General features: G+C 40.9%; 25 protein-coding genes (1 of these 25 running past the window's edge). 18 read left to right on the forward strand and 7 right to left on the reverse strand.

Annotated features, from left to right (window positions below; translation table 11 throughout):
* Position 1 precedes the first annotated feature (1 nt).
* Positions 2-790: an ABC transporter permease gene (locus ACH59B_RS04120; RefSeq protein ID WP_013369444.1), complete on the forward strand. Its 789-nt coding sequence runs from the start codon at positions 2-4 to the stop codon at positions 788-790.
* Positions 791-832: 42 nt separating this feature from the next.
* Positions 833-1,309 carry a thioredoxin-dependent thiol peroxidase gene (bcp, locus tag ACH59B_RS04125; protein ID WP_016819310.1) on the forward strand — a complete coding sequence of 159 codons (477 nt, stop codon included), beginning with the start codon at positions 833-835 and terminating at the stop codon, positions 1,307-1,309.
* Positions 1,310-1,372: 63 nt separating this feature from the next.
* On the opposite strand, the gene ACH59B_RS04130 is transcribed toward bcp, so the two are convergent.
* The 6 genes from ACH59B_RS04130 to ACH59B_RS04155 all read right to left on the reverse strand — a co-directional run bounded on the left by ACH59B_RS04130 (position 1,373) and on the right by ACH59B_RS04155 (position 7,806).
* A complete protein-coding gene (locus ACH59B_RS04130; protein ID WP_016819309.1) occupies positions 1,373-2,488 on the reverse strand; it encodes an endospore germination permease in 1,116 nt (371 codons plus the stop codon).
* Positions 2,489-2,503: 15 nt separating this feature from the next.
* Complete coding sequence (locus ACH59B_RS04135; protein ID WP_016819308.1) at positions 2,504-2,740, reverse strand: hypothetical protein; 237 nt, start codon at positions 2,738-2,740, stop codon at positions 2,504-2,506.
* 31 nt (positions 2,741-2,771) lie between these two features.
* Positions 2,772-3,881, reverse strand: a complete 1,110-nt coding sequence (locus tag ACH59B_RS04140) for an endospore germination permease (protein ID WP_016819307.1) — start codon at positions 3,879-3,881, stop codon at positions 2,772-2,774.
* 5 nt (positions 3,882-3,886) lie between these two features.
* Positions 3,887-5,095, reverse strand: a complete 1,209-nt coding sequence (locus ACH59B_RS04145) for a Ger(x)C family spore germination protein (RefSeq protein WP_016819306.1) — start codon at positions 5,093-5,095, stop codon at positions 3,887-3,889.
* Positions 5,092-6,633: a spore germination protein gene (locus ACH59B_RS04150; protein ID WP_016819305.1), complete on the reverse strand. Its 1,542-nt coding sequence runs from the start codon at positions 6,631-6,633 to the stop codon at positions 5,092-5,094. The genes ACH59B_RS04145 and ACH59B_RS04150 overlap by 4 nt, the downstream gene beginning before the upstream one ends.
* A gap of 516 nt (positions 6,634-7,149) precedes the next feature.
* Positions 7,150-7,806, reverse strand: a complete 657-nt coding sequence (locus ACH59B_RS04155; RefSeq protein ID WP_016819304.1) for a DedA family protein — start codon at positions 7,804-7,806, stop codon at positions 7,150-7,152.
* Between the two features lie 145 nt (positions 7,807-7,951).
* Here ACH59B_RS04155 and guaA point away from each other — a divergent pair, with 145 nt between their 5' ends.
* The 11 genes from guaA (at position 7,952) to ACH59B_RS04210 (ending at position 20,696) form a co-directional block, all read left to right on the forward strand.
* Positions 7,952-9,490, forward strand: coding sequence for a glutamine-hydrolyzing GMP synthase (gene guaA, locus ACH59B_RS04160; protein ID WP_016819303.1), 1,539 nt, complete (start codon positions 7,952-7,954; stop codon positions 9,488-9,490).
* A 222-nt stretch (positions 9,491-9,712) separates the two neighbouring features.
* A complete protein-coding gene (locus ACH59B_RS04165) occupies positions 9,713-11,644 on the forward strand; it encodes a site-specific DNA-methyltransferase (protein WP_016819302.1) in 1,932 nt (643 codons plus the stop codon).
* 1 nt (position 11,645) lies between these two features.
* Positions 11,646-14,423 carry a DEAD/DEAH box helicase family protein gene (locus ACH59B_RS04170; RefSeq protein WP_016819301.1) on the forward strand — a complete coding sequence of 926 codons (2,778 nt, stop codon included), beginning with the start codon at positions 11,646-11,648 and terminating at the stop codon, positions 14,421-14,423.
* Complete coding sequence (locus tag ACH59B_RS04175; RefSeq protein ID WP_237714587.1) at positions 14,398-15,150, forward strand: hypothetical protein; 753 nt, start codon at positions 14,398-14,400, stop codon at positions 15,148-15,150. The genes ACH59B_RS04170 and ACH59B_RS04175 overlap by 26 nt, the downstream gene beginning before the upstream one ends.
* A gap of 227 nt (positions 15,151-15,377) precedes the next feature.
* Complete coding sequence (locus ACH59B_RS04180) at positions 15,378-15,692, forward strand: hypothetical protein (RefSeq protein WP_016819299.1); 315 nt, start codon at positions 15,378-15,380, stop codon at positions 15,690-15,692.
* Entirely contained in the window at positions 15,692-16,762 is a 1,071-nt protein-coding gene (locus ACH59B_RS04185; RefSeq protein ID WP_016819298.1) for a cell division protein FtsK, read from the forward strand. The genes ACH59B_RS04180 and ACH59B_RS04185 overlap by 1 nt, the downstream gene beginning before the upstream one ends.
* Entirely contained in the window at positions 16,763-17,359 is a 597-nt protein-coding gene (locus ACH59B_RS04190) for a hypothetical protein (RefSeq protein ID WP_016819297.1), read from the forward strand.
* Between the two features lie 143 nt (positions 17,360-17,502).
* Positions 17,503-18,111 (forward strand): replication protein, encoded by a 609-nt coding sequence (locus ACH59B_RS04195; RefSeq protein WP_404303923.1) that lies wholly within the window; start codon positions 17,503-17,505, stop codon positions 18,109-18,111.
* Complete coding sequence (locus ACH59B_RS04200) at positions 18,098-18,307, forward strand: DUF3173 family protein (RefSeq protein ID WP_404303372.1); 210 nt, start codon at positions 18,098-18,100, stop codon at positions 18,305-18,307. The genes ACH59B_RS04195 and ACH59B_RS04200 overlap by 14 nt, the downstream gene beginning before the upstream one ends.
* A gap of 2 nt (positions 18,308-18,309) precedes the next feature.
* Positions 18,310-19,542: a tyrosine-type recombinase/integrase gene (locus tag ACH59B_RS04205; protein ID WP_404303374.1), complete on the forward strand. Its 1,233-nt coding sequence runs from the start codon at positions 18,310-18,312 to the stop codon at positions 19,540-19,542.
* 536 nt (positions 19,543-20,078) lie between these two features.
* On the forward strand, positions 20,079-20,696 hold the full coding sequence (locus tag ACH59B_RS04210; RefSeq protein WP_016819293.1) for a Type 1 glutamine amidotransferase-like domain-containing protein: 618 nt from the start codon (positions 20,079-20,081) through the stop codon (positions 20,694-20,696).
* Positions 20,697-20,795: 99 nt separating this feature from the next.
* Here ACH59B_RS04210 and ACH59B_RS04215 read toward each other — a convergent pair whose 3' ends face one another.
* Positions 20,796-21,926 carry a Gfo/Idh/MocA family protein gene (locus ACH59B_RS04215; protein WP_016819292.1) on the reverse strand — a complete coding sequence of 377 codons (1,131 nt, stop codon included), beginning with the start codon at positions 21,924-21,926 and terminating at the stop codon, positions 20,796-20,798.
* A 129-nt stretch (positions 21,927-22,055) separates the two neighbouring features.
* Here ACH59B_RS04215 and ACH59B_RS04220 point away from each other — a divergent pair, with 129 nt between their 5' ends.
* The 5 genes from ACH59B_RS04220 to ACH59B_RS04240 form a co-directional block, all read left to right on the forward strand.
* Positions 22,056-22,901: a LysR family transcriptional regulator gene (locus tag ACH59B_RS04220; RefSeq protein WP_151255796.1), complete on the forward strand. Its 846-nt coding sequence runs from the start codon at positions 22,056-22,058 to the stop codon at positions 22,899-22,901.
* 19 nt (positions 22,902-22,920) lie between these two features.
* Positions 22,921-23,070, forward strand: a complete 150-nt coding sequence (locus ACH59B_RS04225) for an SGNH/GDSL hydrolase family protein (RefSeq protein ID WP_151255795.1) — start codon at positions 22,921-22,923, stop codon at positions 23,068-23,070.
* A 16-nt stretch (positions 23,071-23,086) separates the two neighbouring features.
* A complete protein-coding gene (locus ACH59B_RS04230; protein WP_016819290.1) occupies positions 23,087-23,560 on the forward strand; it encodes a MarR family winged helix-turn-helix transcriptional regulator in 474 nt (157 codons plus the stop codon).
* Positions 23,561-23,597: 37 nt separating this feature from the next.
* Entirely contained in the window at positions 23,598-23,987 is a 390-nt protein-coding gene (locus ACH59B_RS04235) for a hypothetical protein (protein ID WP_016819289.1), read from the forward strand.
* 220 nt (positions 23,988-24,207) lie between these two features.
* Positions 24,208-24,372, forward strand: partial view of an NCS2 family permease gene (locus ACH59B_RS04240; RefSeq protein ID WP_016819288.1) — the 5' end (the start) only. The gene runs 1,206 nt beyond the window's last position; the window shows 165 of its 1,371 coding nt (coding positions 1-165); its start codon is at positions 24,208-24,210; the stop codon falls past the right edge of the window.

The following is a 24,372-nucleotide window of genomic DNA, read 5'->3' on the forward strand; positions in this document are numbered from 1 at the left end:
GATGATGTACTATTTGGGTCTCATTAGCGAATATTTGAAAAATTACATGAAATCACGGCTCACCTATCGTGCCGATTTTTGGGTAGAAGTCATTTCGGATCTGCTCTTTCAGGCCACGAATCTTATTTTTATTTTAGTTATTTTTATGCATACGAACAGCTTGGGTGGCTGGAGTGAAAGCGAAGTTGTGTTCGTTTACGGATTTTTTATGGTTCCTTATGGACTGTTCAGTTGTTTCGTTAACCTTTGGAACTTTAGCGAGCGTTATATTGTAAAAGGTGAACTCGACCGGGTAATGACCCGTCCTGCGTATAATCTGTTCCAGATTTTCCTTGAAAATGTGGACCCGCCCGCGCTGGTCGGCTCAGTGATCGGCCTGATTATTATGGGGATCAGCGGCGCACAGATGGATTTGGCTATGGAGTGGTGGTTCGTACCGGCGCTGATCGTTTTGAGTCTAAGTGCCGTGGCGATCTATACGGGTATATACACCATATTGACTTCTCTTTCATTCTTTTCGGATGCGCCCACAGGAATTATTCCGCTCATGTACAATATTCAGGGCTACGGACGTTATCCGGTAACGATCTATAACCGTGCCATTCAGGTTGTGCTGACTTGGATACTCCCTTTTGCTTTTGTCGGTGTATACCCGGCTTCCCTGTTCCTTCAACGAGAGGACATGCGCCATATGGCGCTCTTAACTCCTGTGATGGGAATTGTTTTTCTGACATTGGGCTTACTGGCTTGGAACTGGGGGATTCGGCGTTACCGGGGGGCTGGCTCATAGGGTGGATGATATAAGAACCCCTACAAGATAGGAGATGATAAGATGTCCACGACATTGACCGTTATTGGACAAGCTGCACCAGACTTTGAATTGCCTGGTAGTGAGGGCAAGAGTGTCAAGCTGTCGGATTATCGCGGCAGTAGAGTATTGTTGTATTTTTATCCCAAGGACTTAACCTCTAGCTGCTCGACCCAGGCTTGTGATTTTCGGGATAAACATGTGGAGTTTGAAGGTTTGAACACCGTGATTCTGGGCATAAGCCCCGATCCACTTAAGCAGCATGACAAGTTTATTGCCAAGTACGGTCTACCTTTTCAGTTGTTATCTGATGAAGAGCATCAGGTGGCTGAGATATATGGTGTATGGCAGCAAAAACAAATGTACGGCAAGCAGTACATGGGCATTGTTCGCTCTACGTTCCTTATTGATGAGAATGGCATTTTAGTTCATGAATGGCGCGGTTTAAGAGTAAAAGGACATATTGATGCTGCGCTGGCTTACATTCAGGACATGGCATAAGTTATGAAAAACCTTTTGGAATCGCGTTATGCTTTTTAAGCGTCGGTTTCAGAAGGTTTTTTGTTAATGTGTAGATATGTTTTGCCGCTGCTTCCACTTTTGCCGGCAGAGGTAAACAATCCATAAAAGAAGTGGAATGATCAAGCCGTTCGTATAATGCCAGGCTGCCATGGGATAAACAAGAGTTCTTACATAATAAAACACATTGGGGGTTACCAAAATGGTCATTCCATACACAAGCGCCCCCGCAGGTATAATAAAAGGTTGAACATTAGAAATTCGAAACAACTGGGTTATACCGAAAGTAAAGGCAAAGAAGAAAATGACTCCCTTAAAATAAGCGACTAGTGCCCAGAGCAAAGCAACCAGTGATTCAATGCGTGTAATATAATTCAGCTCATTAATTTTGGTTGAAAGGGCAGATGAAATGTATGGACTGTAGTTGGTCACGAAGGGTCCAATCACAAGCAGGGAGAGCAGCAGAAAGAGGCTAATCAGTACTCCGCCTAGAAGCGATGCGAGCAGCATATCCCTTTTAAAATGACCTTTTTTGTTGACAAAAGGGAAAACCATGAGCATGATAGACATTCCGGCAAAAGGCATTGCCGCGCCTGGAACCATCCCTTTAGCAACTGGAGCGAGCCCGTTTTCCAAAACAGGACGTACATTAGAAAGGTGAATTTGTGGTAGCAGCGCTAGGATCAAGCCACTAAAAATGAATATATACACAGGTATCAAAATCTCGCTAACCCGACTAAAGGCTTCAATTCCCGCTAATGCAGCAAGCACAAGCATCAAAACTTCCATCGCCAGTAGAACGCGCAAAGGAGTGTCCTCAAATATCTGTGTAGTCAGATAATCACCTACCTCTCTCGCATTAAGGACGACACCCATGAAGAAATAAAACAAATACCAGCAGGAGATAATGGTTCCGAACACGGGCCCCAAAATTTTGCGAATCGCTTCAATAAGTGTAAGATTCGGGTGGAGTTCATGAACGCGAATAAGCACGTAAATAATGATTAAGCCCAGCGGGATGGACAGTATGGAGCTGATCCAGGCATCCTGATGAGCAATATGTGTAATCATAGTCGGATAGATTAAGAGCATATCCCCGATTAAACTCATAAACATCAGGACAGTCACTTGCCGAACGCTAATACGTGCTTTTTTTGACATGTGGCTGTCTCCTTTCTAAAAACCAAATACATGTGATACAAAAGCGTTAACAGGGTTGTAGATGATTTCAATCAGCACCAGGGGGCTTGGCGTAACCTCTGATTTGGCGGCAAGGACACTAAGCCATGTGCCTATTCCGAGCATAATGATGTACACGAACATATCTTTAAAGCGATGTTTTCGATACAAGCCTGGCAAATCTTTGGCAGCAATAGCTAGACCGATACAGATAATAACAGTGGTGATTAGCACGGTGAAGGCTCCTTCCGTTAAAGGGTGTGGATCAACTGGGTTCCAGGCTGTGGCGGCCTTTCGATCTTAACTTGTATACGATAAGCAGCAGCGAAGGAAGGACAACAGAATCCGTCAAATCCCAATAAATCCAGGCATGGACGATCGTATCCAGATAGTAAGTAATATTAGGCGCCGACACGATAATCAGACCAAACAGGATCATGAAGCTAGGACCAAGAAAGGTCCGAACATTATTTAATCGCAGTAGCTGAGTCATTCCTAAGGTAAAGGCATAGAAGTGTAAAATGGTTTTAACAAAGGTAGTGATAATCCAGGCAGTACTCATCATGGATTCAATTCTCTGCAAGAAATTTCCTATGTTGATCTTTTTAGATAGCGTATAAGAGGTGTACACGCTATGTTCGGTTACAAAAGGGCCCAGCACCAGGAGAGAAACTAGGAGTAGTACGCTTAACAGAATACTGGCAGCAAGTCCGGAAAGTAAAACGGATTTTTTTAGACCCGGTTTTTTGCTCACATAGGGAAAAATCATGAGTAAAAAAGCTAGTTCACCGAATGGGTAGGAGAGCGCAAATAGGCTGCCCTCCATAATTTTAGGAATACCTTGCTCCATAATGGGCTTAAGCTGCTGACTGTCACATTGGGGAAGCAAGCATAGGATTAAAAACAAAGCGAAAGCCAAGCATAATGGAAATAAGATTTGAGCCGTACGCGCAATGGGTTCCAATCCCATATACATCCCCCACATCAGCACAAGGATGAAGAGTAAATTGATCACGGGAAGAGGCGTCATCACATAGGTCTGACTGTTCATAAAATCTCCGACTTCTCTTAAATAAATCGCTGAATTCATCATTAAATGGAACAAATACCATATGGAGATGAGGGCGCCTAGCCACGGACCCAAAATTCGCTGGCAGAGCTGAACAAAGGTGAGATCAGGATACAGCTGATGTACCCGCAAGAGTAACAGTAGTACAGCCAGTCCTGCAGGGATGCTAAGTAATGAGCTGATCCAGGCATCCTGCTTGGATATGCTAGTAATGAGGGAGGGGTATACCAGTACACAGTCTCCAATAATACTCAAAAATACGAGTACGGCTATATTTGTAATGCTGATACGCCCTTTCTCCTCCACCAAGCTCACTCCTTTATTTCTTTTTGGAACGATTCAAACAAGGAACCAATTTTTTTGATCGTAGTCTTTGCCTTGTATTCAATCTGTAAATCCATAAATGGATTTTCTTTTTCTTCTTTTAGTCTTTTCCAAAGCTCTGGTTTGGACTGGTGGATCAGTTGACCAAAGCCGAATATGTCTGACTTAAACTCACGTCGAACAGTCTCTACGGAATGCTTCATAATTTCAACGATTTTTTCATTGCTTGCGGCCTCAATTTCTTTGATATCAGCCATACTGCTTAACTTCATATGCTTACAGTTGACCTCTCGTACTGTGCTGTCGTTAGTAACGGATATGGAGATAACAGGCTCTCCATCGCGAATAAGCACTTTTTTTTGGGTGTTACTGCTTAAGGTTAATAAGGCAATGTTCCCCCCTCCCTGACAGTCGGCATGTCCTGTAGTTGACTCCACTGTATTCCGAATGTAGTTGAACCCTTTGCTGTCTTGATTATTGATCCAGCCCAGCAAGCGGTCTTTTTCTAATACACCAATGCCAGAGAACCTTAGTATGGTTCCAGGAGATATGCTTTTGGTGGCATCTACACCTTTTTCATTGGACGATTCTATATCCCCCACAGCTTCCAATGCGGGCAGGGTGGACTGGATGTCTGGATTAGCCAAGTCGCTCAGCAATTGATCCATGGTTACTTTGGTGGCAGGAGCCCATGTTTTAGTTAACGTATCCAATGAAGCAAACATTTTATTGGCTGGCAACTTTTCCAGTGGAGTGGGGATCTTTAACATCGTAGAGGCCTTATTATTTTTAGCTATCGCAATATAAAAGTCGCTTCTGGTAAAAGGCTCTCGCATCAAGGCTTCAATCGCATCCGAAATTCCTCTTCTCGCGTACTCTTCACCTAAAATCAGCATACGAATATGAGATAAATAGATGGATCGCGGGCTTGTATCCGTCATTTTTTGAATAGCCTCTTGAATCGTGGGCGCAGTAGCCTCATAAGTAACAACTGGTGAGCCTGAGCTGGGTGAGGATTTGGAGGCTACAGCAGAAGGAATGACCACCTGAGCAGTCACCTGATATTGGTCTCCTTCCATGTCCACTCCGATCCCAATAGCGATGCCCAGCTCGTTTAATTCTTTACGATCCCAGCAACCACCTAATAGTAATGCAATCAGTCCCCAGACGAAGAACAAATGTATGGTCTGTTTCATGGCTGATCCCTTCTGGTTTTCGATTTATTGCCAATCCGTCTTTTTTTCGTTTTTTGACGAATTGTATTTTGGATAGAGATGGATTGAGGCCGTGTCTTCATGCGAGGCCAAGGTAGGCGAAACAGCGTATCTTTTATATCGCTTTCCACATAGGGACCAAACGGGCTCATATAAGATACTCCGAACGATCGCAGACTGGTTAAGTGCAACAAAAGTACGATTAACCCCATCAATATTCCAAGCAGTCCGAAGGCTGCCGCAAGCATCATTAAGGCGAAGCGTACAATACGAACCGCTATCGACAAACCATTTTCTGGAATAACATAGCTGGAGATCGCTGTGATTGACACAATAATGACCATAGCCGCCGAGACCACTCCTGCATCGACAGCTGCTTGTCCAATAACCAGCGTGCCTACAATCGAGACGGCTTGCCCGACGGTCTTGGGAATTCGAACTCCTGCTTCACGCAAAATTTCATAAGTTATTTCCATGAGCATCGCCTCGACAAAAGCCGGAAACGGTACGCCTTCTCTTTGTGCAGCGAGACTGACCAATAAGTTTGTAGGAATCATCTCTTGATGAAAGGTAGTTACCGCAATATATACTGCTGGCGCAAGCATAGCGATAAAAAAAGAAAAGAAGCGTAGCATACGCAGCAAAGTGCTGATGTCAGCACGCTGGTAATAATCCTCTGCCGACTGGAAAAATTGAACGAACAATGCAGGTATCAGCAGAACAAATGGTGTTCCGTCCACCAAAATAGCAATTCGCCCTTCCAGCAGGCTGGCAGCGACTGAATCCGGACGCTCGCTGTTATAAATGGTTGGGAATGGAGTGAAGGTCTCATCCTGAATCTCCTCTTCGATGTAACCCCCTTCCAGGATTCCGTCAATATCAATTCGGTCCAAACGATCTCTCAGTTCCTGAATAACTCCTTCGTCAGCGATTCCTTTGATATACATCACGGACACATTGGTATGAGTCACTTGACCGATCTGTCTTGTTTCCATCCACAGTCGCGGATCACGGATTCGCCTACGAATTAGAGCGGTATTGGTTCGTAAATTTTCGGTAAAAGCCTCCATTGGACCCCGTACGACACTTTGGGATTGGGGCTCGCTAACACTGCGATCCTCCCAACCGACCGCATCAATCCATATGCCCTTTGCGTATCCATCCAGCAAAATGATAATACTGCCGGATAGCATCTGGTTGAATAAGGCATCCATTTCATCCACACTACCCGAGTGCCCCGCAATTAAAACCTGATCCTTTAAATAGTCAAATGGTTCTATGCCCTCCGGTACATGATGTTCGTTTACGCGCATTAATGAACGCAGGACGGAATCATGAAGTAATTGAGTGTTGACCAGACCATCGATATAAAACAGAGCCGCTGGCCATTTCTGCATCCATAGTAGCTCTTTAATGATTACATCTCCGCTGTTTCCAAAAGAGCTCTCGATATGATTTACATTATCTTTCAAGTTAGAGGATACATGAGTAAGTGGACAACTTTTATTCTGATTTGGCATACGTAAAATCCTCCGATATTGGAGTTTGTTGGCTTAGTATGCTCTGAATATATGGATTTATGCCTTGACGACTGCAAAGTAATCTGATGATTAGTGCTAAATGGTTAATTATATTTTTGTTTAATTTATGGAGTCTGTCGTATTAGAACTGATTAGAATGGTAGGTTGGCAGTACAGGGAGTTATTCGCTGCAGGTAACATTAATGGAATTGGGGGGGCGTTTCTCCGTATCGTTTTGTTGGGTTTTAATATAACGGCTTATGGGTTCGGGATTTAGCGTAGGTGTCTTACTGTCTAGTGGGTGATTCCTTTTTTGGTCCTGTCATCTGCGGAGGGTCTGCTTATTACCCGCATATTTGGAGACATTATTAATGCAGGAGACCCCATTGTATTTACAGGGTCCATTGTTGGGTATGCTGACGACGTAGAACCAAGGTATCATCGGAATGTCTATGTTTGGAGCAGGGGTAGCTCGAATCATGAGCCGCGAATGTGGGCTCGGCTGAAGGAGTTTAACTATTCCGTGTCATCCTTGTGGCTGGTTTTTACTGATTTTTTGGATTTGTATAGCGATCCAAACAGGAAGCTTCTCCACCGATATATAAAATACAGCAGGATTACGAATCCAACCGCTGCTGCGATTCGTAGTGCGTACAGCTCTACCAAATGGAAAATGGCATCCCATTGCGGGCCAAACAGCTTGCCGATGCTTAGAAAGAGGACGACCCAGAATAAAGCACCGCTGTAAGCATACAGGACAAATTTACGGAAAGAAAGAGCTATAATTCCAGCAAAATAGCCGGTAAAATGCCTGACACCTGGGATGAAATATCCAAGGAAAATAAGCCAGTATCCATAACGTTGAAACCATTTTTGTGTTTTCTGTAGCTTGTCCGGCGATAACAAAACCCATTTGCCGTATTTCTGAATAAAGGGAAGTCCAGCCCATTTTCCAATAAAGTAGGTAATGGTCATACCGATGGTTGTGCCCAAAAAAGCTAACAGCACCAGCTTGCTGAAATCCAGAGTACCGGCATAGGAGAGATATCCCGCATAAGCCATTGTGGTTTCTCCGGGAAAAGGCAAGGCAATAAACTCCAGCAACAAGCCGAAAAAAAGGACGCCGTATCCATATTCTTCGAACAATTGCGCAATCCATTTCAGCACATCCATCGTGTACACTCCTACGGGCAGATTAAGTAATTTAGAATCAATTTATTTTATCAATCTTTTCATGACCACTCAACTATGGTTGATTTCTTGACGTGTTGTTTTATCGTTGCGTATAATGAAACGAACAATTGAGGGAGGCACGGTAATGAATAAGCCTAATGAAATCGTTGTAGTTCTCGATTTTGGAGGACAATACAACCAGTTAATTGCAAGAAGAATTCGGGATCTCGGCGTATATAGCGAGCTCCTTCCATACAATACGCCTGCGGAGAAGCTGAGAGAGCTGGCGCCGAAAGGAATTGTTTTCTCAGGCGGACCTTCCAGCGTATACACAGACAATGCTCCTCAGGTGGATCGAGCAATTTATGATCTTGGCATCCCTATCTTTGGTATTTGTTATGGCATGCAGCTGATGGCCCACCAACTGGACGGTAAAGTAGAACGTGCGGGCAAGCGTGAATATGGCAAAGCAGACGTGCAATTCAATGAGGATGCCCGTTTGACTAAAGGGCTGGACTCTCGTCAAACGGTATGGATGAGCCATGGCGATCACGTTACAGATCTGCCAACTGGCTTTACACTGGATGCGGGAACAGAGAGTGCTCCGATTGCTGCGATGAGTAACCTGGAGCGGAATCTGTATGCGGTACAATTCCATCCAGAGGTACGTCATTCTGTTCAAGGTAATGAGATGATTAACAACTTCCTGTATGAAGTGTGTGGTTGTGAAGGCAACTGGACCATGGAATCGTTCATTGAAGAGCAAATTCGTGAAATCCGCCAACAAGTAGGCGACAAGAAAGTACTGTGCGCTTTAAGTGGCGGCGTGGATTCTTCCGTCGTAGCCATGCTTATTCACAGAGCTATCGGCGACCAACTGACATGTATGTTCATTGATCACGGACTGCTGCGCAAAGGTGAAGCCGAAAGTGTAATGGAGACGTTCGTTGGTAAATTTGATATGAAAGTTGTCAAAATTGATGCACGTGAGCGTTTCCTGTCCAAACTGGCAGGAGTGGATGATCCGGAACAAAAACGTAAAATCATCGGTAACGAGTTTATTTACGTCTTTGAAGAAGAATCCGCTAAATTCGATGATTTTGACTTCCTGGCACAAGGCACGTTGTACACAGATATTGTAGAGAGCGGAACAGCAACGGCACAAACTATCAAGTCGCACCATAACGTAGGCGGTTTACCGGAAGACATGAAGTTCAAACTGATCGAGCCACTGAATGCTTTGTTCAAGGATGAAGTGCGTAAAGTCGGCGAAGAATGTGGACTTCCGGCCGAAATTGTATGGCGTCAGCCATTCCCAGGTCCGGGTCTTGCCATCCGTGTATTGGGCGAAGTGACAGAGGACAAGCTCAAGATTGTCCGTGATTCTGACTTTATTTTGCGCGAGGAGATTGCCAAAGCGGGTCTGGATCGGGAGATTTGGCAATACTTCACCGCTCTGCCGAATATGAAGAGTGTTGGCGTTATGGGCGATGCCCGTACGTATTCCTACACTGTAGGTATTCGCGCAGTAACGTCGATCGACGGTATGACCGCCGACTGGGCGCGTATCCCTTGGGACGTGTTGGAGAAAATCTCCGTTCGTATTGTTAACGAAGTGGACAACGTCAATCGTATCGTGTACGACGTAACTTCCAAACCACCAGCAACAATCGAGTGGGAATAATCAAGCGACACCTTCTACACTGACAAACGTTGATTTTACGCCGTTTAGGTAAAACTCATAAGACTTTTTGAGACCAAAATTCTTTTGAATTGTCTCCAAGATTGTCGCCAAAAACTCTCACCGAATGATTGTCGGTGGGAGTTTTTATTTATATGTTTTTTCTACATGAGAAATTTAGTTCAATGTTATAATTAGAAAAAAGTCATAAAAGGGATGAATAAAATGGCAAAGATTGAACCGAAGATTTTTGATGAGTTAAAAATAGCATTATCTTCTTTTGGCGGTAAGTATTTTGTTGGAGAGGAATTAAACCGCTCAAAACTCACGGATGATTTGCGAAAATACGATGAACCACTTCTTAGCAAATTGTTTGAAGTGGATTTAATTAAACAGCACTTTATTAAAGAGGTAGCAGGTCAGAAGTTATTCCAAATTGAGCAACTTGAGGAAGCGATTCTCTATAATGATTATTGGGACACAAGCTATACCAGGTACGAGAACCGTGTGGGCTTGGCTTCAAAAGGGAAATTCTTGCAAGATAGCCAAGATGTTGTCTTAGATTTTCCATTCAAAGATAGCGTGCTCACTGCTTCTATGACAAAGGAGGATAATGAGGAAGGTTATGATGACGCCTTCTTAAATCAGGTCATTGAGAAAGACGAAATTGACCGTTTAGTTGATAAAAAAGTTTTTGTAAATGTGAAACGCTACGGTGATAATCAGTCAGCACAGTACAGCGCAGAGGTAGATAATGAGATTATTTTCTTTGATAAGGAAAAAGACAATCTGATTATCAAAGGAAATAATCTTTTGGCGTTGCATGCACTCAGCGATTCGTTCGGTGGAAAAATTAAGTGTATTTATGTGGATGTCCCCTACAATACTGGAAGTGACTCATTTAATTACAATGATAAATTTAACCATTCAGCATGGCTGACTTTTATGAAAAATCGTCTTGAAATTGCCCAAATACTGCTTAAAGATGATGGAGTTATTTTCGCACATTGTGATGATAATGAGCAAGCATACTTGAAAGTCCTCATGGATGAGGTATTCGGAAAAGAAAACTTCATTGCTAATTTCATCTGGGAAAAAAGAACCAATCGAGAGAACAGAAAAATGGTTTCTGGACGCCATGAATATATTTTGTGTTATTCAAAGACAGTTGATTTGACTAACAAAGTTATTAACCAGTTACCAATGACTGAAAAAGCCTTATCGAGTTATAAAAATCCAGATAATGACCCTCGTGGATTGTGGAAATCTGACCCTGCAACGGCACAGGCAGGACATGCGACTCCATCGCAGTTTTATGAATTAGTTGCACCTAATGGAAAAATTCATCAACTACCGAGTGGTAGAAGTTGGTTGTATACCAAGGAAACAATGCAGGAAGCTATTAGTGACAACAGAATCTGGTTTGGTAAAGATGGGAATGGTGTTCCAAGAGTAAAAACATATCTAAATGCGAAAGAACGAGGATTGACAGTTGAAACGATTTGGTTCGCTTCTGATGTATCAACTAGCGAAGTGGCTAAAAATTCTCTTAAATCCTTGTTTGATGGGGAAGCTATTTTTCTTACACCAAAACCAGAACAGCTTATCCAACGCATTTTAGAAGTATCTACCAAGGAAGATGATATTGTTTTGGATTTCTTCATGGGTTCGGCAACCACACAAGCTGTCGCAATGAAAATGAATCGTCGTTTTATTGGGATTGAGCAAATGGACTACATCAATACTGTGTCTGTTCCAAGGTTACAAAAAGTGATTGATGGCGAACAGGGAGGAATTTCAAAAGAGGTAAATTGGCATGGTGGCGGTTCATTTGTCTATGCTGAATTGTTCCCTAAAAATATGGGTTACCTTCAAGATGTCATCCACTCAAAGACTATTGATGGGCTCAAGTCAGTTTATGAACGCATGCTACTAGGAACTGATACAGAAGAACCTGCGGATATTTCCTTCAGTGCTGATTTATCTAAAATTGATTGGGCTGAAGGATTTGATGAAAATAAACGTCTATTAGTTAAGTTGCTTGATAAGAATGGACTGTATTATAACTACTCAGAAATTGATGATGCGAATGTCCGTGATTTAGTTTCTGATGAAGATTACGCCTTTAATAAAGCGTTCTATGAAGGTGGTGAGTAATATGGCAAGAGCAAAGAAAACTCCTGCTAATGTTCGCCAATTTCCATTAATTGAGCAGGCAAAAGAAGCGGAACATGACATATTGAGCCAACATCAAGAGTATGTAATTCCAGAGTATATCAATCAAAATTTGTTCCATACATTACGTGATTATCAAGATGAAGCAATGCGTAACTACCACTATACACAAACTCAGATTAGCCCAAATCCGCAACACGTTCTCTTTAACATGGCGACTGGTTCCGGTAAAACGGATTTGATGGCGGGTCTAATTCTCTATCTTTATAAAGAACACAAGTATCAGAATTTCTTGTTTACAGTAAATACAAATTCCGTCCTTATGAAAACGAAGGACAATCTTGTAAATGAAAAAAGTGAGAAATATCTGTTTCGAGAGAAAATTGAGATTGATGGACAACGTATCCAGATTCGACAAGTTGAGCGTTTTCCACGTGTTCGCCAAGATAATACCATCTATATCAAACTTGCATCCGTTCAAAAGGTATCAGATGATTTGTTTGTGTTGAAAGAAAATACAATGGGGTTATTCGATTATGAAAATCATCCTGTCGTTATCTTGGCTGATGAAGCTCACCACTATTCAGCAAGTACAAAGTCAGAGAAAGAAGCCGAGAACACATGGGAATTTGCTATCAATAAGATTCTAATGGCTAGGGATGATAAAGAACACAAGAATCTCTTGTTAGAGTTCACGGCGACAGTGGATTTCGAGAAGGAATCAATTTACAACAAATATCGTGATAAAGTCGTTTATCGTTATCCATTAAGCAAATTTATGTTTGCTGGTTATTCAAAGCAGGTTAAGCGTATTGAAACATCCGCACGTGACGAAGATAAAATGCTGAATGTGGTGTTACTATCACAATTTCGAAAATATCGTGCCTACGCTGAGGGTGTCATAGGATCGTTTAAGCCCATGATTATGTTCAAATCGCCCCAAATTGCAATCTCACTTGAAGCAACAAAAGTATTTAATGAACTCATTGCCAACCTAAACGTAAATGATTTAGTGACATTCATTAAGCGTCAGCAACTATTGGATAGTAATGAAAGCTCTGCACTGGAATTAGCTTATAACTACTACTTGCAAAATGAAACGGATCTAGCAAAGATTGTTCGTGAGATTAAACAAGACTTTGACCCACGAAATATTTTGAATGCCAATGATACCAGTGGAAATATGCTTGAAAAAGGACAGTATGAAGCTTTGAACACGCTTGAAAGCCCAAATAACCTCTATCGAGTGGTCTTTGCTGTGGCAAAACTGACAGAGGGATGGGATGTACTTAATTTGTATGATATTGTTCGTATCGAAAAAGAAGCAGCTACGAACAAGAATGCTACAATGGTTGAAGCTCAACTGATTGGACGTGGGGCAAGGTATTATCCATTTGAAATTGATGGTGAGAAAAGCTATCAGCGGAGATATGACAATGATTCCTCAAATAAGCAATTATTTTTGGAAACCCTCCACTACCATACAATGAATGAACCTCAATATTTGAAGCAGCTAGTGGGCTCTTTGATACAAATGGATTTACCAACGGGACAAGATAAGAAAAATCCGCCTATTGAAATTAAAGTTAAACCTTCCTTCAAGAGAACAGATACCTATAAAACAGGGAAAATCTATTATAACGAAGCCGAGGACGTATCAGATGAATGGTTCGACTCTATTGAAAAATATGGAATCAACCATAAGTCAGATATTTCTCGAAGCTTAAACTATGGTAGTCGAGAAGTCTCTTATAAGGCTACTGTTGAAAGTATCGAAACAAAGACAATCGGAGTGGAAAAATTTGATGCTCGTTACATTAAGAAAGCCATTCAACGCCTTGAGTTTTATCAGTTTGATAATTTGAAAAAGTATCTACCGCTCTTAACTTCTATGAAAGAATTTATCTATGGAGAAAAATGGTTAAATGCAGGGAATCTGAAACTTTTCTTGACTGTCCCGAAAGAATACAAAGCGTCAGATATTTCCCCAAATGAGATTTTGAAAGTAACTATCGACTTATTGAAAGAGTATGAAGTGAAATTCAAATCTGGTTATATCAAACAACGGGGAACAAACAAATTTATTGGCTATCCGATTAGAGAATATCTGACAGATTACAAAAAACGTGTTCCAGACTATGATACGAGAAATCAATGGAATCAAGCAATACAAAAAGTACACCCTTATGAAATAAAAGATGATTTTTACGTATATGAAAAAGCAATCGTCAACAAGTTAGAGTATGAACTGATTGAGCGAATTAAAGCTCATGTGAATGAGTTAAAACAAAAGTATGATAAAGCCGTCTATCTATTCCGAATGGATGAAAATATGCACCGTGAGTCTGCCAAAAGTGAAAAAGTTAAATTGCACCAATATGGCTCACGGATCAACCGTTCAGGTGAAACGGTTGATATGCACGTACAAGGCTTTCAACCTGACTTTATTTTGTTCCTTGAGGATAGCGAATTTTATTTCCAAATATTTATCGAACCGAAAGGAATGAGCGGTGACAGGTTTGTAAGTGAGTTATGGAAACAAGACTTGCTATTGTATATGACCGACCATCAAGCAGAAATGGAATTTGAAGATGATTCAAAGAATGTCCGAATTAGTGGGCTGAAATTCTATACTAAGGGTGACGGTCAAAAAACTATGGCTCAACTTTCGGAAATTACTCAAGTGCAGGAAGTATCTGTTTCCTCCTCGGCTCAAGAAATATTAGAGTTATCTAGTGGAATTGATCTGGGTGGTGAGTAAGATAGCAAGAGCAAAGGAAACTATAGAACCATCCTTTGATAAAACATGTGAGTTAATTTATAAACTTGCTTCAGAACGGATTAATGAAAAGTATGACGAATGGAAGAAAAGTCGGGATATTTATAATGATATTATAGATATTTATCCCTCCGACAGAAATTTATTTGGTAATGTTCTGAGATGTAAAAGAACAAAAAACAATCCGTATTTACTAACTCCCAAACTGGTGGAAGTAGTATTAGATGAGTTGGATTTTAATGATGAATATGAAGTCTATTGGGGCAATGATGTGGCTGCATATCTGGAAGAATTATTTACCACTCTACTCTTAGAAATGCATACTTGCAAAGAGTATTCTAAGTTTTGGATGGAAACTCCCCTAACAACAGAAAGTGAAGTCAGAGACTTTTATCGACTTAATCGTGAATCCATTATTGAAAACAAAAAAAATGGAGATGGACAAAATGGTTATGAAGAATATAAGTCTTTGATAGACCGTTTTATTGATTTCACTAAAAATAAATACGATTATTTCGAATTAGTTGATGAGGTTGGGGAGTATACTGATGGGGCATTTGTGCATAACAAAGATGGTGAAAAAGTCCTGACGTTTTACCAACTACCACGAAAAGTTAATATTTTTGCAGAGAGGGTTCTACTTCCATTCGTGAGTGGTATTTGCCTTAATAATCTAATTGATTCCTTTGTAGAAGATCCAACTGAATAAAACACATTATTGTATCATATAGGCTCTCGCTTTGTGCGGGGGTCTTTTTGATTTGTACAGTTTTCTACCCCACACATCAGAACTGGAAACGTGTCATGCTGTCATTACGAAATGACAGCAAACATTTCGATGCTTTCAGGTCAGTATTGGTTGCAAACAATATTGATCCACAGGTTGGCTAGTTGCTGATAGCCAATAAATTATGAAAAAAAAGGTGGAAGCGCGATATGAAAACCAAAAACTCGCAGAATGCATATAACGAAGAAACGGCACGTCATTATATTTCAGACGACAAACCCATCATAAATGTTTCTTCCGAGATCGAAACAATATATAACTGGATTGGTGGGAAACGGACAGATGAGGTAACAGGATACAAACTCTTCTTCACTCAAGAGGGAGTCAACCCCTTCGCTGTGAAATTTGAGAAAAAACCTTCTCTTCCACCTTTTCTTTCGGAAATAAAGCTAGACAAGCTTGAAGCAATCGAAATCAAATCAAACGTGTATTTCCGATCGGAAGGAATAAGGTTGATAAAATAATGACAAAAACAGAACTTGAAGGCTACTTAATCCAGGCTCTGAATATGGCTCTGCAGATTAACGGAGAGACCTCTTACACAAATTCGTTTGATGTTCGAGTGGCGGATGAAGGCTTTTTCTTCATCCCCCGTCTCCCTGCAAGTTACGTTGTAGATGATGAGCTGTACCAAAAAATCTACCTAATCAGTAATGCCGTACTATATCCAGATTACACGCTGTTAAAGCAAACGGGATCGTATTTTGTCCCACTGGATACAGAAGATATTCATATAAAACGGGCTTTGTTCTTTCCGTGGAAGCGAGGCATTTCAAAACGATTGATTATACGGGATATAGAAAAATATGTTGATGATTTGCCATTTAACCAAGTTCCTGTAATGGAAAACTTCACTATCAACCTAAACAAAGTTACAAGTATTGCTATCGCAGGGAATTCAGGTTCAGGCAAGTCCTATGTGTTGACATATTTTTTATGCGTATTGAAAAAAAGTTCAAGGCTTGTGATTGTTGACCCTAAATACGATATGCCAAGTAGATGGGGCAGAGAAAACAATGTCAAGGTTATTGCACCGAGCTATAACAGGAGTAAGAGCGACTTTGTTTCAAGTGTGAATGATGAACTTAGTAAGTGCTTGGAACTAATTCACCAACGCCAACAGGTACTATACGTTAACCCTCAAGCCGATTTTGAACACTATACGGTGGTAATTGACGAGGTTCTTGCATTGAGTGATGGTGTGGCAAAGCCGATTAAGGAAGCTTTCTTTAGTCTACTGTCTCAACTGGCATTACTTGGCAGAACTTCAAAGGTCCATTTGCTACTGGTATCTCAGAGATTTGATAACAATGCGATTCCTATTTCTTGTAGAGAGCAACTTAATGTGTTGATTCAGATTGGAAATATTAATTCCAAGACAACACAATTTCTATTTCCCGACCTGTCACTTGAGGGAATAGTCATACCGCAAGGAATTGGGACAGGACTGATACAGGTTATTGACTCTGAGCACCCGTTTCAAATTGTTCCATTACTAACACCAACATTTAACGACTTGAAAGGAATCATGTAGATGAAAAAAACAAGTAAATCATTCTTCATTCTGACGTTCCATATTAATGGATTTCTGTTACTTATTTCATTGATACTCCTCTTAGTACGAGTTTCGTTCATGTTGATAGAGAGTCTTTTGCAAAATGAAATAAGTCCATTCCTGACAGAATACACAGGAATAATGACTAAAGTGTTGGGGTTAATCAGCAATACAATGGATGGGATGATTGTGATATCTGTCGCAACTTTGCTGATACTGGTAGTTCCTGAACTGGTATTAAGGATAGTTCATGACTCATTAGCGAATTGGTTCTATTCAATATGGGTTAGCTTCCGTTTGAGGAAATTCCTAATAAAACAGGCAGATCATGAAGGTGAAGGAACTTTCAAGCTTCAACAGCATAATAAAGCAATCCGAAAATCCATCATTGATGTTAGGGAAAAGAAAATCACTTATATTGTCAAGTTGCCAAATGGTGTTCAAGCACAAAAACTTATCTTAGAAACAAAAGAAATTCTTCGGGAAGAAATATCAAGTTGCTTTCCAGATTACACCTTCTCAAATTATGAGAGGTACAAACACTGGATGAGGATTGAAGGAACAAAAATTAGATAAAGAATAGCGGAGCTTTTGCCTGCCTTGGGCAGAAGCAAAGGAGCTCCGCTATTCTTGAAAGATGGCAGAAAAGGTTATTCCACGGGGCTACTACGACCCCCGTGGGATCAATAATCAATAATCGAGGAAATTGAACTATGGAAATGAAAAAAGAGCAGAGAAGTAATAAATGGGCGTTCATTTTCTATCAAGAGAGTGCCCCGGAAAACTATTTGGAAATTTTAGAAGAAATGCACATACCCTTTGTGTTGAGCCCTTGGCACGATAGAGACGTGAATAAAGAGACAGGGGAAATTAAAAAGGCGCACAAGCACGGTGCATTATACTTTGATTCTTTGAAAAGCTATTCGCAGGTTTCAAGCCTGATTAGCGAAAAGCTTAACGCTCCAAAGCATGTTGAGGTTGTGATGTCTCCAAAAGGAATGTATGAGTATTTCACACACGCTGAAAATCCAGATAAGACACCCTACCAAACAGAAAATATTGAATGGGGGTGTGGATTTGAACTTGGAAAATTCCTTGTTGAGCATAATACGGGTGAATTTTTGAACAGCATTATTGATGTGATTGTAGAACAAGATTTTAAGGAATTTGAAGAACTTGTAATGTACGCAAGAAAAAACGATTATTTGTTGCTTGAGTTAATCGTAGATAAAACGTATTTCTTCTCAAGGTTACTAGACTCAAGGCGTTACAGTTCAGAAAGACCCATAAAGAAAATTTATAAAGAAATGGGGGATGGCGGTGAGTAAAACAATGGTGAACTCAGAAGACTTAAAGCGTGCTGGTTTCTCACCTTACACGGCTTCCAATATCATTAGACAAGCAAAACACTATATGGTACAACAAGGGTATGAGTTTTACGAGGGACGGCGTATTTCTGTTGTTCCCTTACAGGCAGTAAAATCCGTTATCGGTGATGTCGAGTTGTCCGAAACGGAGGATTAAATTTGCCAAAAACTAGCTACCAAGATATCTATCAAGATGAAAATGGGCAATATTATTATGAGGTAAGCTTAGGTACGGACAAGATCACAGGAAAACGTATCAAGCGTAAAGGTCGCAAGTCGCAATCTGGAAAGAAATTTGAGTCAGCAAAAGAAGCCTATGCGGAAGCTATCCGTGTAAAAAATGACTTTTTGCAAACTCAAGGATATTCTGATTATGGCATGACCTTAGAACAATTCATGAACAATGTCTACATTCCACATTATAAGACGGAAGTGACGGAAGATACATTTGAGTCACGGAATCCATCTTTGAAAATTCTGCTCGAACGTTTTGGAAAGAAGCCATTACGGAAGATTACTTTGCACGATATTCAATTTTTCAGAACGTGGCTTCTAGATAAAAATGCGGCAGGATATTCACAGTCGTACGCTTCATTGGTCTTTGGAATGTTGAAAAAAATTCTTGAATTTGCCGTTACTCTCAATTACCTTGATAAGAATATTGCTCAGCAAGTGAAACCAATTCCTAAAGTGAAGACGGATGTTCCTTACTGGACGAAAGACGAAATTGAGAAAGTGATCTCAAAGATTTACACCGAAGATTTTTATGAGCATATGTGTTTTGTGATGTTGTGGGTCTACTATATGACAGGTGTTCGTGTGAACGAAGGAACAGCTCTCTGGTGGAATGATGTTGATTTTGAGAAAAAACAGCTTCGTGTTCATCATATGCTAGTTACTAAGAGTCGCAAGAATTACATTCGGAAGAACCACACGAAAACAGTTGATGGAAAACGGGTGCTAGCTTTAGATAATGATACACTTGAAGTGTTACGTGTATGGAAAGAGCGACAAGCACAACACGGAAATATGGACTTCATTTTCTCTTATGATGGCTTACCCATGATTAAATCAACGATTGCCCGAATTATTACTCGTTATGCTAAGCTTGCAGGTGCTCCAGTAATACAGGCAAAAGGACTACGTCATTCACATGTAAGCTTTCTCATCAATGAATTGAATGCTTCGGTCTTGGTTGTCTCAAAACGTCTCGGACACAGTTCGCCAGAAATTACGCTAAAACACTATGCACATTTGTGGCGTGGGATTGATGATGCTGTCGCCGAATCAATGGCAGGCATTATCAAAATTAATAATGCAACGAGTAAGCAATTTACATTTGTCGGTAATCAAACGGTGAAACGATTGTCGCCAAAACTGTCTCCAAAGTAGTGGAGACACCTTAGAAATATGATAACAACAGGCATAATAAGCCCTACCCGCTTCATCGAGTGGGAATAAGCGTGGAGACTCCCGCATCGTAACCACGAACCCTTTGAGATTTACCAATACAATATCAGGCTCCTCTGCATCGGCGAAATATCGCTATGCGGTGGGAGTCTTTTTTTACGGGGGCAAGGTCGAAACTTTGCTCGGGAAAGTTTCCTGCACGGCAACCTCAATCGACGAGGTTTAGCTAAAGGCGAACAGCATGGCCTCATGCGACGGATATATAAAGTCATTTGTTGTTACAAAACAGAATATGAAGTTGAAAAAAGGAGATATTATTCAATGGTAATGTCTCCTTTTTTTATATGATTTTATTAGCTTTAAGCTATAAATAGCTTAAATCAAGTATGGAATTAAACGTTTATTTTCATGTCATCCTTTAATGGTGTCATGTTTTGATACCAATATATTTTATAATTTATCTAGATTAAAGTGTTACATATCCCGGTTCATTAAACGCTACTAAGGAGAATAAAGAGATGAGAAAATTATTTTTGTCGTCCTCATTTAAGGATGTTGCACCATGCTTAGTTCATTTTGCCGATGAAAACTTGGAAGGAAAAAAAGTCACTTTCATCCCAACCGCAAGTATTCCAGAGAAAGTTAAGTTTTATGTGAATACAGGGAAAAAAGCATTAGAGAATTTAGGATTAATCGTGGATGAAATCGAAATCAGCACAGCAACATGGAATGAAATAGAGAGTAAAATTAGAGGAAATGACTATATTTATATGACCGGAGGCAACACATTTTATTTACTTCAAGAGTTAAGAAGAACCGGAGCTGACAAAATCATTGCTGAGGAAGTTAATGCAGGGAAGTTGTATATAGGCGAATCGGCAGGTTCGATGATTTTATCACCTAATATCGAATATGCCCGACTTATGGACAATGTGCAGGAGGCGCCTGCTTTGGATTCCTTTGCTGCACTCAGGGCAATTGAATTCTATCCAGTCCCTCACCATACGAACATCCCGTTTAAAAAAGCGGTGGAGAACATCATTGAGGAATATGGCAGCCAATTAAATTTATATCCAATCAGCAACGAAGAGGTTATTTTGGTTGAAGGTGATAGTATAAAAGTCGAGAATGCATGACTTCATTAAATAAAGGAGAATTTCAACTGCTAAATATTTTAAAGAACCTTCAATCCACATCTATCATGGTATTGAAGGTTCTTTTTTTAAAATTCTAACTTACCATACGATCTTTTTCCCAGTTGTAGCCGATTCCTCGATGCAGTCCAGTAACTGATGTAGTTTTAAGGCATGGTTGAAATCGGGGGCGAGACGGGTGTCCGTCAAAATATCCCTGGCAAATACATGATGAGCTTTGGCTACATTCAGGGTTACCCCTTCTTTTGGGAAATCCAGGGTACTATCAGGTTCATGAGCTATACTGATTGTTTCAAAATCACCGTTAGGCGCATGACTCTGCTCATTACTTGGCTCATGTATCAGTTTTTCAAGCGTCAGATTCCCAAATTGAATATGCCCAAGCGAAGGATTCTGTGACAAACGCAAAATGCCCTTTTTCCCCTGAATCTCTAGCTCAAACTTAGAATTCACTCCACCTTGAATGTGAACGGATGTCGGTGCTCCATTTTCCATTAGTCCGTGAATCAGAATTTGATCGGCAGTATCCTTGGAAATGACTTCACCCGTTTCATGAATAATGGCTTCATTATAACGGGAGGATGTGATGGCCGATAGCTCACGGAATTCGCCAACGATGTATTGTAGTGCATCCAAGGAATGCCCTCCGTTAATGGTCAGTAGGTTGGCACCACTGGCTCTATTCAGCAGATAAGACGTATCCTGATTTGTTCGTCCTCCTTTGCCGGGAGTAGCTACTTGCATATGACAGGATACTATTTCACCAATTGTCCCGTCTTCCACCAGCTTTTTCATCATTTGCACCTCAAAATCCTGACGTGCCTGCAAGCCGACGGTATGATGGATGCCCGCCAGTTCCGCCGCCTTAGCCATTTCAGTAGCTTCCGCAGTGTTGGCCCCCAGAGGCCACTCACAAAAAATATGCTTTCCCTCTTGAATAGCCGCCATCACCGCCTCATAATGATGGGGAACTTTTACGCTCACCACGACCATGTCCACATCCTCGGAAGCTGCGAGCTTTTTGGCATCGTCAAAAGCTAATGTTGCCCCTACGTCTTCTGCACTTTTTCGTGCACTCTCCATACGGGAAGTGCCGATGGCCGTGATATCTAAGCTCGGGTGCTTGAGCAAAGCAGGAATATGCGTTTGGCTGGCCCATTTGTTATTCATCGAACCTCCTATGATACCTGCACGAATCTTCTGTTTAACCATGTGCCATCCCTCCTAATTTTAAAATGTGAGTAGAAAATAACGCTTAAGCCCAATATAATACACTTAACTCATAAAGAATAATGCTTGTTAATGATGTGGATATCATTTTATTTGATGGGAGGTAAAGCGGTGGATATTCAAAATATGCAGGCATTCGTTTCGGTGGCAGAGCTGAGAAGCCTGACAGAAGCTGCCCAGAAACTGAATCATCTGCAATCGAATATGACGGCAAAAATAAAGAAGCTGGAGACCTATTATGGCACAGCGTTATTTTACAGAAAGCCTCGTGGTATGGAACTGACACCCGCAGGCGAAATTTTATACGCTCAGTACAAGCAAATTTTGCTGCTATGGCAAGACACGGAGATGAAAATGAGACCCCAGGAGGAAAAACTGCGCGTCGGCACGATGCAGTCCATTGTAGCAGGCGAAACAACAAGGGCGCTAACGAAGGTATATGAGATGTATCCGCAGGTTTCGGTGACATTAAAAACGGGAACCACAACGGAAATGGAACAATTCATCCTCGACGGAGAGCTTGATATTGCTTTTGTTACAGGATATCCTACCAACCCATATATTCATTATCAAAAAATATGCCGTGAAGAGCTGGTGCTGGTGGGGAAGGGTATACACGAAGGTTCGGATCTCCAGCAAGTACTACAAGGAGCTTCTATTATCATATTGTCGGATAGCTGCCTATACCTCACGCATTTAGAGAAGATGTATCAGGACATGCAATTGACCCATGGTGAGGTTGTCGAGGTTGGAATATTTGATACGATGGTGGAATTCGCTCTAATGGGAATGGGAATTACCCTTATGTCCAAAAAGCTGGCCCGGCAATTTAAAGTAGCATCCTATCTACTCGTTCCTCCGGTTTTTGGCTACATGGATACATATTTAATATCCCGTCCCAATCACGAAATGACATCAATCGAACATAAATTTATCGAAATCAACAATACGATCTAATAGATAGGAGAGACATCGAATGCCAATTAATCAAGGCAAATACCAAGGTAGCCATGCTGTATTTCTGGGCGATAGCATTACGTTTGGATATGAATTGAGTGATGGAGAAAAACCTTACCCCCAACTTTTTTGTATATGTAGACTTGTCTCATGGCTTGTTTATTTATAGTGAGGGTGTATAATACTTGATATATCAATTGATGGGTCAAGTATCAAAAGGAGGCGAGGTAGTCATCGAACATTGCTCTGAAAAAAGCCAGTTATTTTATCGCATGCATCTTTTGTGTAAAGAAATGAATAACGCTTTTGAAGCACAGTTAAAAACCAGCTTTACCAAGGTCGAAATTTTGTATCATATTGACCATCGTCAGGAATTAAGTCAGCTGGAGCTTCAACATCTGCTCGTTCTGGATGGTGCAGCAGTGACCCGGCATCTGAAAAGGCTGGAAGAGGAAGGTCTGATTTTACGCAGTAAAAAAGAGCAGGATAAGCGTGTAACTTATATACGTTTAACCGAATTAGGGATTCAAGAGCTGCAAGTTTTGACAGAGCAAAGACAAGCCTTTCAGGAACAACTTCTCTACAATTTTCAAGACGAGGAAATTGTGGCTTTAACAGATGCACTACAGCGTATGTCTAGCAATGTGAAGAATATGTAAAAATGTGCGAGGACAAAATGATTTTGGAGGCCACTCGATGAAGATTTTAGAAGACTATTTTCACTACTATGATTTAGCAAAAGATGATGAGACGAGCAGAGAACGATTAATCAGCCTTTTTTCCGAGAAGATTGAGTTTGTATTGAATGGTAATCGAAAACAAGGGATGAACAGTTGGAAAAGCTTTTTGAACATGTTCTTCGAGGGGACGCTCGAAATTAAGCATATGTATGAGGGGTGGAAGCTTGTTTCCGAAGAAGCTGATACCTATCAAACTAAATGGGCAGTGTGCGGTAAAAAAGTAACAGGCGAAGTTTATACACTTACTGGAGTGGACAAAGCCCGACTGGATACAGAAGGGAAGATCGTTTATCTGGAAAATATACCAGATACAGCGGATGCCTTTGATAAGTATAAAAATATCTGATTATCCTAAATAATAACCCGCCAGCTGTATAATAGCTTGCGGGTTATCTATTTTCCGAACAATACATATGTGTTCAATTTGTAACATTCGTTTTTTCTGTTGACAAGCCGTAGGCGAGAGCCTAAAATAACGGATGTAATATAGCGTATATGAAGGCGAATATTACAGCAATTGAACGACAACAATACGAGTATGCTTTGCGTAGGAGGAATTACGACTCATGGAGCGTTTCTTTAAATTAAAGGAACATGGCACGAACGTCCGCACCGAGATTATTGCGGGGATCACTACTTTTATGACCATGGCTTATATCCTGGTGGTCAACAATACCTTTTTGGGACCAACTGGAGCGGGGATGCCTAGTGAAGCTGTTTTCTTTGCGACA

Origin of the sequence: Paenibacillus sp. DP01 (assembly GCF_044784315.1) — a bacterium.
GTDB lineage: Bacteria > Bacillota > Bacilli > Paenibacillales > Paenibacillaceae > Paenibacillus > Paenibacillus polymyxa.

Coding starts and splice junctions, on each gene's coding strand:
- ACH59B_RS04235 (WP_016819289.1), top strand. CDS start 23,598: ATGAAGATTTTAGAAGACTATTTTCACTACTATGATTTAGCAAAAGAT.
- ACH59B_RS04155 (WP_016819304.1), bottom strand. CDS start 7,806: ATGGATGTGCTGAAATGGATTGCGCAATTGTTCGAAGAATATGGATAC.
- ACH59B_RS04165 (WP_016819302.1), top strand. CDS start 9,713: ATGGCAAAGATTGAACCGAAGATTTTTGATGAGTTAAAAATAGCATTA.
- ACH59B_RS04170 (WP_016819301.1), top strand. CDS start 11,646: ATGGCAAGAGCAAAGAAAACTCCTGCTAATGTTCGCCAATTTCCATTA.
- guaA (WP_016819303.1), top strand. CDS start 7,952: ATGAATAAGCCTAATGAAATCGTTGTAGTTCTCGATTTTGGAGGACAA.
- ACH59B_RS04145 (WP_016819306.1), bottom strand. CDS start 5,095: ATGAAACAGACCATACATTTGTTCTTCGTCTGGGGACTGATTGCATTA.
- ACH59B_RS04195 (WP_404303923.1), top strand. CDS start 17,503: ATGAAAAAAGAGCAGAGAAGTAATAAATGGGCGTTCATTTTCTATCAA.
- ACH59B_RS04130 (WP_016819309.1), bottom strand. CDS start 2,488: ATGTCAAAAAAAGCACGTATTAGCGTTCGGCAAGTGACTGTCCTGATG.
- ACH59B_RS04150 (WP_016819305.1), bottom strand. CDS start 6,633: ATGCCAAATCAGAATAAAAGTTGTCCACTTACTCATGTATCCTCTAAC.
- bcp (WP_016819310.1), top strand. CDS start 833: ATGTCCACGACATTGACCGTTATTGGACAAGCTGCACCAGACTTTGAA.
- ACH59B_RS04215 (WP_016819292.1), bottom strand. CDS start 21,926: ATGGTTAAACAGAAGATTCGTGCAGGTATCATAGGAGGTTCGATGAAT.
- ACH59B_RS04120 (WP_013369444.1), top strand. CDS start 2: ATGATGTACTATTTGGGTCTCATTAGCGAATATTTGAAAAATTACATG.
- ACH59B_RS04210 (WP_016819293.1), top strand. CDS start 20,079: ATGAGAAAATTATTTTTGTCGTCCTCATTTAAGGATGTTGCACCATGC.
- ACH59B_RS04180 (WP_016819299.1), top strand. CDS start 15,378: ATGAAAACCAAAAACTCGCAGAATGCATATAACGAAGAAACGGCACGT.
- ACH59B_RS04225 (WP_151255795.1), top strand. CDS start 22,921: ATGCCAATTAATCAAGGCAAATACCAAGGTAGCCATGCTGTATTTCTG.
- ACH59B_RS04190 (WP_016819297.1), top strand. CDS start 16,763: ATGAAAAAAACAAGTAAATCATTCTTCATTCTGACGTTCCATATTAAT.
- ACH59B_RS04185 (WP_016819298.1), top strand. CDS start 15,692: ATGACAAAAACAGAACTTGAAGGCTACTTAATCCAGGCTCTGAATATG.
- ACH59B_RS04200 (WP_404303372.1), top strand. CDS start 18,098: ATGGCGGTGAGTAAAACAATGGTGAACTCAGAAGACTTAAAGCGTGCT.